Origin of the sequence: Lactobacillus sp. ESL0263 (assembly GCF_003692845.1) — a bacterium.
GTDB lineage: Bacteria > Bacillota > Bacilli > Lactobacillales > Lactobacillaceae > Lactobacillus > Lactobacillus apis.
In genome coordinates this window covers 669,221-682,191 of sequence record NZ_REHL01000004.1, presented here as the reverse complement: position 1 = coordinate 682,191, position 12,971 = coordinate 669,221, and the positions used below count along the sequence as shown (strand labels likewise).

Sequence of the window (12,971 nt, the reverse complement as noted above, 5' to 3'; positions counted from 1 at the left end):
TTCTTATTTATTTAAGAAGGAGAATCTCGCTTATGAAAAAGAGTAAGTTTTTAAGTTCGTTAGGAGTTGTTACTGCTGCAGCCCTAACACTAGTTGCATGTGGTAAAAGTGAAAGTTCAAGCAATGAAAGTGCCAAAACAGCAAGTAAGTTTCCTGTAGAAACTAAGAGTACAGCTGCTAAAAAAGGTGGCACTATCAAAGTTGCTGTGGAAACTGATACACCTTTTACAGGTATTTTTAATGAAGAACTGCAAATGGGTCAACAAGATGCTGATGTTGCAAGTCCAGGTCAAGAATCACTTTTTGATACCGATGATCATTACAAGATTAATGATAAAGGTCCAGCCACTTTAAAACTTGATCGTAAAGCTAAAACAGCTACAATCACAATTAAAAAAGGTGTAAAGTGGTCAGACGGTAAACAAGTAACCGCAAAAGACGTTGAATATGCTTACGAAATTATTGCGAATAAGGCTACTAAGTCACAACGTTATGCATCACAATTCAACATTATCAACGGCATGGAAGAATACCATGAAGGTAAAGCAAAGACCATTTCTGGTATAGAGATGCCTGATGGCGAAGATGGCCGAGTAGTTGTATTGCACTGCAAGGAATTAAAGCCAGGTATGTATTACAGTGGTAACGGCTATATTTGGGAAATGGCTGCACCATATCACTACTTAAAGGACATTCCATTTTCTAAACTTGAAAGTTCAGATGAAGTTAGAAAGAAACCTTTGTACTTTGGTCCTTACAAGGTTCAGAAGATTGTTCGTGGTCAATCTGTAACATGGGTACCAAACAAGTACTACTGGCGTGGCACTCCTAAGCTAGATAAAATTATTTATCAAGTTGTTTCACCTAACTCTGCTTCTCAATCAATCAAGAGTGGCAAGTTCGATGTTACTCGTGTTATCAACAGTCAATGGAAGCAGGTTAAGGATACTAAGGACGTAAACTTTGTAGCTCAAATTCCTTTAGCTTATCGTTATCTTGCCTTTAAAGTTGGTAAGTGGGATGCTAAGAAGTCTAAGAATGTCATGAATCCAAATTCTAAGATGCATGACAAGTCACTTCGTCAAGCAATGGCTTATGCAATGAACACTGATGCTGTTTACAAGCACTATACAGATGGCCTTAGTTTCCAAATCCCAACTTTAATTCCAGCACCATTTGGTGACTATTTCGATAAGAGCAATAAGGGTTATACATATAACCTTAAGAAAGCTAACCAAATTTTGGATAAAGCTGGATACAAGAAGAAGGGTAAGTGGCGTACAACTCCAGAAGGTAAGCCTTTAACAATTAATTTCATGGCAATGTCTGGTCAAGCAATTAACGAACCAATTGTTCAGAACTTCATTCAACAATGGCATAAGGTTGGGTTGAACGTTAAGTTGCTTGGTGGTCGTTTAACTGAATTCAACTCATTCTATGATAAGGTTCAACATGATGATCCAAAGGTAGATGTCTTTATGGCTGGTTGGACTCTATCAACTGAGCCATCACAAGAGCAAATGTTCAGTGAAGGTACAATGTCGAACTACTCACGTTTTGTAACTCCTGAAAACACTAAGTTGATTAAGGAAATGGACTCACAAAAAGCCTTTGACCACAAGTACCGTGTTGACAAGTTCCATGAATGGCAAAAATACATGAATGATGAAGCATATGTCATTCCTACTTACAATGAGTATCAAATTGACGCTGTTAACAGCAAGCTAGTTAACTACTCATTGAAACCATCTAAGATGAACAATGGTCACCAATTATGGTACAACGTTGGTTTTGCTAAGTAAAAAATCAAATAAGCTTTAAGCTTAATATATGAAAAGAGTGAAGAAATGTAGATTTCTTCACTCTTTTTGTGATAAATTATTGCCAAAATTCCTTCTATTATAAACAATTGCTAAAATAATAAAAATAAATGAAATAAATATTAATTTTTATATTGATTTTATAATTTTTGATGGTATTATTTTATTATTAACTTGTTTCTAATACTCAATTAAAATTTTACGAATTAAGGAGGAACACGCTTTATGAAAAAAGGTAAATTTATCAGTTCCCTTGGTATTGTGTCAACAGCTGCTTTAGCACTAGTTGCTTGTGGTAAGAGCGGTAATGGAGGTAATGAGGGCGCTAAGACGGATAGAAAGTTCCCAATTGAGTCTCCAAATAAGACTGCTAAACAAGGTGGAACGATTAAAATAGCGTTAGAATCTGATACACCATTTACTGGAGTTTTTAACGAAGAGTTGCAAAATGATCAGCCTAGTGCTGATGTATCAAGTCCTGGTCAAGAATCTCTCTTTGATACAGATGACGAATATAAAATTAATGATAAAGGTCCGGCAACATTAAGGCTCAATCGTAAAGCGAAAACTGTTACGATTACAATAAAAAAGGGCGTTAAGTGGTCGGATGGTAAACAAGTAACTGCTAAGGACGTTGAATTTGCTTATGAGATTATTGCTAATAAAGCAACTAAATCGCAGCGTTATTCCTCCCAATTTAATATCATAAATGGTATGGAAGAATACCATGAGGGAAAAGCCAAGACAATTTCCGGTATTGAAATGCCAGATGGTGAAGAGGGGCGAGTAGTTGTATTACACTGCAGTGAATTAAAGCCTGGCATGTATTACTCTGGTAATGGATACTTCTGTGAGAATGCTGCACCATATCATTATCTTAAAGATGTTCCTTTTTCTAAGCTAGAATCGTCTGATCAGCTCAGAAAGAAGCCGTTATATTTTGGACCGTACGAAGCTCAAAAAATTGTTCGTGGTCAAGCTGTAACTTGGGTACCTAACAAGTACTATTGGCGTGGTAAACCAAAATTAGACAAGATTGAATATCAAGTAATTGCTACAAATTCAGCTTCTCAGTCAATTAAGAGTCATAAATTTGATATTGCTCGAGTTGTGAACAGCCAATGGAAAGAAGTAAAAGACACTAAGGACGTAAACTTTGTTGCCCAAATTCCATTAGCCTACTTCTACATGGCATTTAAGGTTGGTAAGTGGGATGACGCAAAGTCTAAGAACGTAATGAATCCTAAAGCTAAGATGGGTGATAAGTCACTTCGTCAAGCAATGGCATATGCATTGAATACAGATTCTGTCTATAAGCACTATACTGATGGCTTGAGTTTCCAGGTCCCAACCTTGATTCCTGCGCAATATGGTGATTACTTCGACAAGAGTAACAAGGGCTATACCTTTAATCTCAAGAAGGCTAATCAAATTTTAGATAAAGCTGGATATAAGAAGAAGGGTAAATGGCGTACAACTCCTGATGGTAAGCCATTAACGATCAACTTATTAGCTAAGGCCAAGACCCCGATCGACGAACCAATTATTCAAAACTACATCTTACAGTGGAAAAAGGTTGGCTTGAATGTTAAGCTGGTCGGTGGCCGTTTAGCCGAGTTTAACTCCTTCTATGACAAGGTTCAACATGATGATCCTAAGGTTGATGTCTTTCTAGGTGGATGGACACTTTCATCTGAACCTTCACAGGAACAACTCTATAGTGAAGGAACCATGCAGAACTATTCACGTTTTGTAACTCCTGAAAACACTAAGCTGTTGAAGGAAATGGACTCACAAAAAGCCTTTGATCATAAATATCGTGTTCAAAAATTCCATGAATGGCAAAAATATATGAATGATGAAGCATATGTTGTTCCAACATACAACGTATATCAAATCGACGCTGTTAACAGCAAACTGACTGGTTATTCGTATAAGCCATCTAAGATGAACAATGGACACCCACTATGGTATCAAGTAGCTTTTACTAAATAAAAGCAATCTTAATTTAATGCAAATAGACCAATAATAAAGAAAACTATTACATGAATTTGATGTAATAGTTTTCTTTTTCATTTTTAAAGGTAAAAACTGGTATAATCTATAAAGAAAAAGGGGTTGAAAAGATGGTCAGTACAAAATTTATTAATCAATTAAAAACCAAATACAAGATTACCTTTAATAACCCAAAATTATTAGAGGAAGCTTTTACCCATTCATCGTATGCCAACGAGCATCCGAACGATGGCGTTCGTGACTATGAAAAACTGGAATTTTTAGGTGATGCAGTTCTTGAATTAGCCATTTCAGATTATTTGTATCGTAATTTCCCTCAACTTAATGAAGGGGAACTAACACGGATGCGGTCAAATATTGTGGATACCGAGGGCTTTGCTAGGTTTGCACAAGAATTTGGCTTTCCAGCTGAAATTAATTTAGGTCATGGTGAGGAAAAAGCAGGAGCAAGAGCCAGAAAAACGCTCTTGGAAGATGTTTTTGAAGCATTTAACGGTGCACTTTTTCTTGATCAAGGCATGAATACGGTTGAGCACTTTCTAAGATTAACGGTTTTCCCAGAAATTGATGCTGGTAATTTTGATGCATCGCGGGATTACAAAACGGACTTACAAGAATTTTTACAACAGGACGGACCGGTTAAGATTGAATATCAAGTAATAAAAGAAGTTCAGACACCTTCTAGTTTTACTGTTCAGTTAGTTGTAAATGGGAAAGTGGTTTCTCAAGGAAATGGGCATAATAAGAAGGCAGCTGAACAAGAAGCAGCTAAGGTTGCCTTAAACGAACTCAATTAGGAGGATAAGTGTTTGCCATTAACAGAACTTATCATTGATGGTTTTAAATCATTTGCTGAAAAAACTAAAATTGAATTTGACACTGGTATTACCGGAATAGTTGGCCCAAACGGTAGTGGAAAAAGTAACATTACTGAAGCAATACGTTGGGTAATGGGTGAATCAAGCGCCAAGTCGCTACGTGGGTCAAATATGAAAGATGTCATCTTTGCAGGTAGTGAATTTCGTAAGCCCGCTAATCATGCTGAAGTCTCAATGATTTTTGATAACAAAAAACGTGAGCTTAACTTTGATGATGATCATGTAATCGTTACTAGAAGAATATTGCGTTCCGGCGATAATGAGTACTTAATCAATAAGCGTAGTGTTAGGCAAAAAGATGTCCGTGCTTTATTTTTGGACTCAGGAATTTCTCAAGATAGTCTTGCAATTATTTCGCAGGGGCGAGTAGATCAGATTCTAAATTCCAGACCGGAAGAAAGACGAAGTCTATTTGAGGAAGCTGCTGGAATACTACATTTTAAAAAGCAAAAAGAAGAAGCCAGTGCTCAATTAGACCAAACTACTGAAAATCTAATCAGAATTAACGATTTGGTCAAGGAACTGGAACAACGAATTGAACCGCTACATGAGCAAAGTTCACTTGCTAAGGAATATCAGTTTCAAAAAGATAGTTTAGATGAAGATTTAAAAACCCTATTAGCATTTGAAATTGAAGACTTAGATGAACAAAAGAAAGCAGTTCAAGAAAAAGCTGATCAAAACCAAGTTCTTTTATCAAAGCTTGATAGTGAAGTGAAAGAATCTCAAGCTGCGGTTGCTGCCAAACGCTCAGAGTATAAAGCAGCTAATGACGAACGAGAACAAATTCAGGAAAAGCTACTTGCTTTGACAAAGAAACTTTCTGATTTGAATACTGAATTGCAGGTTGCTGAGCAAAGCAAACAGTATAGTGAAGCAACAAAGAAAGAGTACCAGAAAGAGCTAGCAAACTTAAAAAAGCAGATTGCTGACTTACAAGAAGAATCTGCGGCACTACTTCAGCAAAAAAAGGAACTGGCTGAAGAACAAGCTCAACTGAAAGATAAAAGAACTAAGCTAACCGAGCAACTGGATGAAAATCCAGAGCAATTAAATAAGAAATTAGACGATCTAAGAACTGATTATATTCAACTTTTGCAAGATCAAACCTCTAATAATAATGAAATTGTTTATTTAAATTCAGAACTTAAGCGCACTAGCGATGATAGTGATTACCAGAATGATGATGTAGTTAATCAGCTAGAAAAAGCGGATAGTGAGCTTGAACGGCTACGTGAACAAGGAAAAAAATTAAAAGAAAAACACCAAAAGGCTAGAGCCGATGTAAAGCAATTGACTGACGAGCAAGCTAGTCAACAAGCAACTTTAGCTAATTTGCGTCAAGTAGTCAGTGATAATAACCAGCGCTATAGTCAGGTTAATGCTAGGTATGAAGCACTTAAAAACATTAGAAACCGGCATGAAGGCTATTATTATGGTGTAAAAAATGTGCTTAATAATTTAAGTGATTTTCCAGGAGTTATTGGTGCGGTTGGAGAACTAATAACTTTTTCGGCTGAATTTGAAGCGGCAATGACTACTGCTTTAGGTGGAGGAGTTCAGGATCTTGTGACCACTTCTCGCACTAGTGCGCGGGATGCGATTAATCGATTAAAAATGAATCATAGTGGTCGTGCCACTTTTCTACCACTCGATGGTTTAAGAGTAAATGAAATACCTTCCTCAACAGTTAAGATTATTGAATCTTATGACGGCTATCAAGGGATAGCAAGCCAGCTTGTCAAAAGCTCTACTGAAGAAGATATTAGTGCTGCAATCAATTATTTGTTAGGCAGCACAATTGTAGTTGATACAATCGATGACGCAATGAAAATTAGGCAACGAGTTGCTCGGTATCGTATTGTTACACTCGATGGTGATATTATTTCGCCTGGTGGTTCAATGACAGGAGGAGCGAGAAATCAAAAAAATAATTCCCCGCTTCAGACTGTTTCTGAACTTAACCAATTAAAGAAAACACTTGCTCAACTGAAAGAGCAAATGGCAAAGGATCAAGTGCAGTTTGCTGAATTATCTGATTCTAGTGATTCTTTAACTGAAGAAATTACTCAGCTACAAAACAAGGAACGAGAATATAGCAGAGACTTAGGTGAGGCCGTTCTTTCTTTTCAAAATCAGGAGAAGGAAGTTAATCGATTAAAGGCTGCCAAACGTTTGCTGGAAGCTCATCAACAAGAACGTGACGAGCAAATTGCAAAGATTAAAGAAAAGATTTCGTCAGCTGAAAAACAAAAAGCTGATTTTGTCAAAAAAATTGACCAACAAAAAGAATTAATTAGCAAGATACAAGATAGAATCAAAAATTTTACCGAGCTTAATCAAAAAGTTCAGGCACAGCTTTCTGAATTAGATCCGCAAATTGCTGTTTATACTAATAAGTTGGAAAACTTAACTAGACAAGAAAATGACAAGGCCGTAAGCTTGAAACAGCATCAAGCTCAGCTTAAGTCTTTGTCCGAAAAATTATCTTCCCTCAGTCATAGTGGCGAGCTAGACCAGGCTAAGAAAAAGCAAATGGATGAAGAAATTAAGCAAGGCTCTATTGAAAAAGAAGAATTACAAGCTAGTTTAAATAATCTTAGTTCAAAGCTGGGACAATTTGATGCTAAGATTAATCAGCTCGATCAAGTGGCAAGTAGAAACTATGATTTGCGCAAAGATGCAGCAAGTGAACAAGAAGACTTCTCAGTTAAGATTGCTCGTCTAACTAGTCAAATTGATCAGCGACTTGACCAATTAAGTAAAGATTATTCTTTGAGTTTTGAAGCTGCTTTGAATCAGGCGGAAAGCCTAAATAGTCAAGAAACCCGTGAACAACTTCAAAAGAGTGTAAAATTACACAAAATGTCACTTGAAGATATTGGGCCAGTTAATTTAAAGTCAATTGAAGAGTATGAGAACGTTAAGCAACGGTACGACTTCCTTAACAATCAACAAAATGACTTAATCAAGGGGCGTGACAATTTGCGCGAATCGATGGCCGAATTGGATCAAGAAGTTAGTTCAAGATTTGAAGCGACATTTACCGCAGTTGCTGAGAGTTTTAGTCAACTATTTCCAGTAGTTTTTGGCGGCGGTAATGCTAAACTTGTTTTAACTGATCCGGATGATATGTTAACCACTGGAATCGAAATCATGGCAGAACCACCTGGTAAAAAGTCACAACGTTTAAGTTTACTTTCCGGTGGTGAACGTGCTTTAACTGCGATTACGTTATTGTTTGCGATGCTAAAATACAAACCTGTTCCATTCTGCGTTTTGGATGAGGTTGAGGCCGCTCTTGATGATGCTAATGTAACTAGGTTTGCCAACTTTTTGGAAGAATATGATATGCATACTCAGTTCATTGTTATTACGCATAGACGCGGAACGATGGAACGCGCGGATCAGTTATATGGAGTAGTGATGCAGGAATCGGGAGTTTCCCAGGTACTTTCGGTTTCATTAAAAGAACTAAAAGATGAGGTGAATTAACTTTGGGATTATTTGATAAGATAAAAAAATCTTTATTTGGTGAAGATGAAAATACAGATAAAGAAACCAAAAAGGACGAGAAAACCGAAGAAGAAAACGGTGAAAAAGCAGCTGACGTTGAAGAAGCAGAGCAAGATGAAAGTATAGAAGAAGCTGAAACAGCAGAAGAAAATCCGGAAGATGATTCTTCGAATCAATCTAACGATGTTGAAGAAGAGCAGTCTGAACAAGATAAAGAAGATACTGCCCAAGAAGACGTTGATTCTGACTCAACAGATAATGAGGAAAATGAAGTAGAGGATCAAACGGGTTCTGAAGAACAACAATCTGAAAATCAAACTGAGTTATATGAAAAGGGATTAGAAAAGACGAACAAAGGTTTTGGTGCTCGTTTGAATCGCTTTTTTGCTCAATTTAGAACGGTTGATGAAGATTTCTTTGATGATCTAGAAGAGCTGTTGATTGAATCAGATGTTGGTTATGAGACAGCAGAGCAGTTAACCGATGCTTTGAGGGATGAGGCTAAACTACAAAAAGCTAAATCTCGCGATGATCTTAAAAAAGTCATTGTTGAGAAAATGGTTGAGCTATACGATCAAAATGGTGACAGCGAAAACGAAAAACTAAGTCATCATGATGATGGCAAGACTAACATCTATCTTTTCGTTGGTGTTAATGGCGCTGGTAAAACTACCACAATTGGAAAATTGGCCAAACGTCTTAAAGATGAAGGTAAATCTGTTTTACTTGCTGCTGCAGATACTTTCAGAGCTGGTGCAGTTGAACAATTAGTTGAATGGGGTAAACGTGTCGATGTTCCTGTTGTTACCAGTAAAGAGCAAGCCGATCCAGCCTCGGTAGTTTATGATGCAACTAAGAGAGCAATAGACGAACAAGTTGATTACTTGATAGTTGACACTGCTGGACGTTTGCAAAACAAAAAGAACTTGATGAATGAGCTTGAAAAAATAGAGCGAACAATTAAAAAATTAGCTCCTGACGAACCAACAGAAACGTTGCTTGTTTTAGATGGCTCAACTGGCCAGAATGCATTACTTCAAGCAAAAGACTTTGACAAAACAACTAAATTGACGGGTTTAGTTTTGACTAAATTAGACGGTTCCTCTAAAGGTGGGGTTGTCTTGGCAATTAGAAACGAAATGAAATTACCTGTGAAATTGGTTGGTCTTGGTGAAAAATCAAGTGATTTAGCCGATTTTGATGCCGCAGACTATGCAGTTGGTCTTTTCCACGATTTGGTTTAAGATAGAAAGATAGAACAAAAAGAGGAGATACTTGATGAAAGAATATAGCGCATGTACCACAATTTTAGTAGGTAAAAATGCTTCTGTTGACGGTTCGACTATGATCTGCCGAAACGATGATACTTTTCGTCCAATTACACCACAGAAGTTCATTATCGAACCTGCTGCAAAAGGTGAAAAGGGCCGTAAAATTAAGTCTTGGCTAAACAAATTTGAAATGGATTTGCCAGAAGATGCTCAAGCAGTTCCAGCAGTTCCTAATGTTGATTATAAAAATCGTGGGTACTACGATGAAAGTGGAATTAATCAAGAAAATGTTGCAATGTCATGTACTGAATCAACTTATGGTAATGAACGTGCATTGGCCTATGATCCACTTGTAAAAGATGGTCTTGATGAAGATTGTATGCAGACAGTTGTTTTGCCATACATTCATTCTGCTAGAAACGGTGTTGAGTACTTAGGGAAATTAATTGCTAAATATGGTTCACCAGCTGGAAACTCTGTTCTGTTTGGTGATAAAGACGAAATTTGGTACATGGAAATAGTTACCGGTCATCATTGGGTAGCTGAACGTATACCAGATGATGCATATGCCGTAGCAGCTAACCGTGTTTCGATTGAGCAAGTTGATTTTGAAGACACTGACAACTTTATGTGGAGTGATGGTATTCGCGAGTTTGTTGAAGAACATCATTTGAATGTCGATCATGAAGGCTGGAATTTCCGTCATATCTTTGGTACTTACAGCCAACAAGACCGGTTTTACAACACTAATCGTGTTTGGTATGGTCAAAAGTACTTTAATCCAGAGATTGAACAAGATCCAACAGATGGTGATTTGCCATTTATTAGACGTGCTGCTAAAAAAATCACACGTGAGGATATCGAGTTTGTTTTAGGTAGTCATTATCAAAACACGCCATATGATCCTTTTGGTAAGGGTACAGAAGAAGAAAAGCATCGCTTCCGTCCAATTGGACTTAACCGTACCCAAAATGCACATATCTTACAAATAAGAAATGATGTACCAGATGACAAGGCTGCTGTAATGTGGCTTTGTATTGGTGGACCAACATTCACGCCATTTGTTCCATTTTTTGCTAATATGAATGATACTGATCCTTCATATAACAATACTTCAATGGATTACAATATGGATGACGCTTGGTGGTACTACAAGTCACTTGCAGCGTTGGTAGAGAGTCATTACCCACAATTTGTTCAGTTAGATACTGATTACTTGAATGAACTGAACCAATACTATCGTCACCGTGTACATGACGTTATTGAAGGTGCCGGTGAAAAATCTGGAGCTGAATTGACTGCTTACTTAACGAAGGCAAATCAAGAGACCGTTGCATATACTAGAAAACGTTCAGAAAAATTATGGGCACAAATGATGATTGATTCTATCAATATGTCTAAGCTAACCTTTAATATGGATGCCAATCTATAAGTCACTTTTAGAGATAAGTGAAAAAACCTCCTAGTTTTTACTAGGAGGTTTTTTAATGCTATTTAATTTCGTTTATCCATCGTTGAGTGTCTGATTCCGTAAAAGCAATAAATAATAAGCCCAATAATGGTCCAGAAGAACATGTATTTTTTAGCTTGCATGTCTAATCCCCAGAAAACGGCGAAAGATCCCAAAAATGCTAAGAACGGTAAAACCGGATACCATGGCATTTTAAAGGCTGGATCAGTAATATCTTTTCCTTCACGCGGACGTAAGCGATAAATTCCGATTGAAACGAACATAAAGGCAATTAAAGTTCCTGCAGATACCAATTGCGTTAAAAAGGTAAACGGTATGAAGGCAGAAATAAAGATAGCAATAATTGCAACTGTCCATAGCGAACATGTTGGACGACGAGAAGCCGATAATTTTCCTAATTTTTTAGGTAGCATCCCATCACGACCAAACGAATATATCAAACGTGAACTAGCCAAGCAAAGGCCAATCAAGGCGGTAAACATGCCTAAAACTGCGACAGATTGGACAATTACTGCGACCATCCCATGACCCGTTTGCCTTAATGCGTAGCCAACTGGTTCTGCTGAATTAAGATATTGTTGATAAGGTACCATTCCTACTAGAACTAGACTAACAGCAACAAATAATGCAACTGAAATAAGCAAGGAACCGATAATTCCACGCGGCATTGTCTTTTGCGGATTGACTGCTTCAGCTGAATTTGAAGCGATTGTGTCAAAACCTAAAAAAGAAATGTAAATCATTGAAACGCCAGCATATATTCCTTGCCAACCACCAAAAGCACCGTGGCTAGTAGGCCGGTATGAAGGAACAAAGGGAATGAAATTAACTTTTTGTACTGCGGTTAGACCAACAACAACAAATAAAAGGATTGCCAGAACTTTTGTTACAACTAAAACATTTTCAATTTTTGAAGCTTTAGATACACCACAGCTAACAATCAGAGCAGCTAGTGTAATCGCAATTAAGGCAATAAGATCAAAGAAGCCGCCGTTTACTCCTAAAGGGTTAGCTAACGCATTTGGTAGTTGCCACCCAAGTGGAGCAATTAAAGCGCGGAAATTGGCTGAAAGCCCAGAGGCGATAAAGGCCATTCCAATAAGATATTCAGCAAGTAGTGCCCAGCCAGAAATCCAGCCCCAGAATTCGCCGAAGATAACATTAATCCATGAATAAACTGAGCCTGCAAATGGCATTGCTGCTGCCATTTCAGCGTAGGCAAATGCAACCAAACCAGCAACGATTGAAGCAATTACACAGGAAATCGCGACAGCAGGACCAGCGTGTAGGGCAGCAACTTCACCAGGCAGGGTGAAAATTGAGGTTGAAACAATTGTTCCAACACCTAAAGCTAAAAAATCTCGGACTTTTAATGTGCGGATTAAGTGACCATCTTTTTCTTGATAAATGGCCGGATTTTCTTTCCGATTCATTTTTTTCCAAAAGTTCAAACAAAAATCTCCTTAGTGTTATGTTAAATTTAACAAGCAAAAGCTTGTCATTAGTGTATTCTTACCTTTTAGACAAAATAGCACCGTAATGATACAAGCTATTATCTTTGAATGCAAGAAACTTTAATTGGATTTTTTAGGTAAACTCATCTTTCTAGATCGTCAAGTACGCGCATTTTTGCTATACTGGTTCAAGGTGAACGCAATGGATGAACTAACAAAAAATGAAGTCCTAGGTGATTTATACGCCTATTATGGAAAATTATTGACTAAAAACCAGCAAAGTTATTTTGAAGATTATTATTATAATGATCTTTCTTTGGGTGAAATTGCTCTGAATCATCAAGTTTCACGGCAAGCGGTTTATGATAACTTACGACGTTGCCGCACGCTGCTAGTCAACTATGAAGAAAAACTGCATATGCAAAAAGACTATAATGAGATTGAAGAGAAGTTAGGTCAAATTTCCATTGCAATTAAAGAAAAACAGCAAGATCAAGCTTTAAATGATATTAACGAGTTATTGCATAAAATGAGGGGAGAATAAT

8 protein-coding genes are annotated in these 12,971 nt (G+C 37.3%); 7 read left to right on the top strand and 1 reads right to left on the bottom strand.

Annotation, left to right across the window (positions count from 1 at the left end; genetic code table 11):
* The first annotated feature begins 32 nt into the window (after positions 1 to 32).
* The 6 genes from F5ESL0263_RS05225 (at position 33) to F5ESL0263_RS05200 (ending at position 10,933) form a co-directional block, all read left to right on the top strand.
* Positions 33 to 1,802 (top strand): oligopeptide ABC transporter substrate-binding protein, encoded by a 1,770-nt coding sequence (locus F5ESL0263_RS05225; RefSeq protein ID WP_122035388.1) that lies wholly within the window; start codon positions 33 to 35, stop codon positions 1,800 to 1,802.
* A gap of 243 nt (positions 1,803 to 2,045) precedes the next feature.
* Entirely contained in the window at positions 2,046 to 3,815 is a 1,770-nt protein-coding gene (locus F5ESL0263_RS05220; protein WP_122035386.1) for an oligopeptide ABC transporter substrate-binding protein, read from the top strand.
* A 131-nt stretch (positions 3,816 to 3,946) separates the two neighbouring features.
* Positions 3,947 to 4,633: a ribonuclease III gene (gene rnc / locus F5ESL0263_RS05215; RefSeq protein WP_122035384.1), complete on the top strand. Its 687-nt coding sequence runs from the start codon at positions 3,947 to 3,949 to the stop codon at positions 4,631 to 4,633.
* A gap of 12 nt (positions 4,634 to 4,645) precedes the next feature.
* Positions 4,646 to 8,209 carry a chromosome segregation protein SMC gene (smc, locus tag F5ESL0263_RS05210; RefSeq protein WP_122035383.1) on the top strand — a complete coding sequence of 1,188 codons (3,564 nt, stop codon included), beginning with the start codon at positions 4,646 to 4,648 and terminating at the stop codon, positions 8,207 to 8,209.
* A 2-nt stretch (positions 8,210 to 8,211) separates the two neighbouring features.
* Positions 8,212 to 9,474 (top strand): signal recognition particle-docking protein FtsY, encoded by a 1,263-nt coding sequence (ftsY, locus tag F5ESL0263_RS05205; protein WP_122035381.1) that lies wholly within the window; start codon positions 8,212 to 8,214, stop codon positions 9,472 to 9,474.
* A gap of 34 nt (positions 9,475 to 9,508) precedes the next feature.
* Positions 9,509 to 10,933: a C69 family dipeptidase gene (locus F5ESL0263_RS05200; RefSeq protein WP_046307105.1), complete on the top strand. Its 1,425-nt coding sequence runs from the start codon at positions 9,509 to 9,511 to the stop codon at positions 10,931 to 10,933.
* 62 nt (positions 10,934 to 10,995) lie between these two features.
* On the opposite strand, the gene F5ESL0263_RS05195 is transcribed toward F5ESL0263_RS05200, so the two are convergent.
* Complete coding sequence (locus tag F5ESL0263_RS05195) at positions 10,996 to 12,423, bottom strand: APC family permease (protein ID WP_046307103.1); 1,428 nt, start codon at positions 12,421 to 12,423, stop codon at positions 10,996 to 10,998.
* Between the two features lie 205 nt (positions 12,424 to 12,628).
* Here F5ESL0263_RS05195 and ylxM point away from each other — a divergent pair, with 205 nt between their 5' ends.
* On the top strand, positions 12,629 to 12,970 hold the full coding sequence (gene ylxM / locus F5ESL0263_RS05190; RefSeq protein WP_122035379.1) for a YlxM family DNA-binding protein: 342 nt from the start codon (positions 12,629 to 12,631) through the stop codon (positions 12,968 to 12,970).
* Position 12,971: the final 1 nt, after the last annotated feature.

Bases quoted from the DNA above. Each gene is read 5' to 3' on its own strand.
- F5ESL0263_RS05225 (WP_122035388.1), top strand. From the start codon at position 33: ATGAAAAAGAGTAAGTTTTTAAGTTCGTTAGGAGTTGTTACTGCTGCA.
- F5ESL0263_RS05220 (WP_122035386.1), top strand. From the start codon at position 2,046: ATGAAAAAAGGTAAATTTATCAGTTCCCTTGGTATTGTGTCAACAGCT.
- rnc (WP_122035384.1), top strand. From the start codon at position 3,947: ATGGTCAGTACAAAATTTATTAATCAATTAAAAACCAAATACAAGATT.
- F5ESL0263_RS05200 (WP_046307105.1), top strand. From the start codon at position 9,509: ATGAAAGAATATAGCGCATGTACCACAATTTTAGTAGGTAAAAATGCT.
- ylxM (WP_122035379.1), top strand. From the start codon at position 12,629: ATGGATGAACTAACAAAAAATGAAGTCCTAGGTGATTTATACGCCTAT.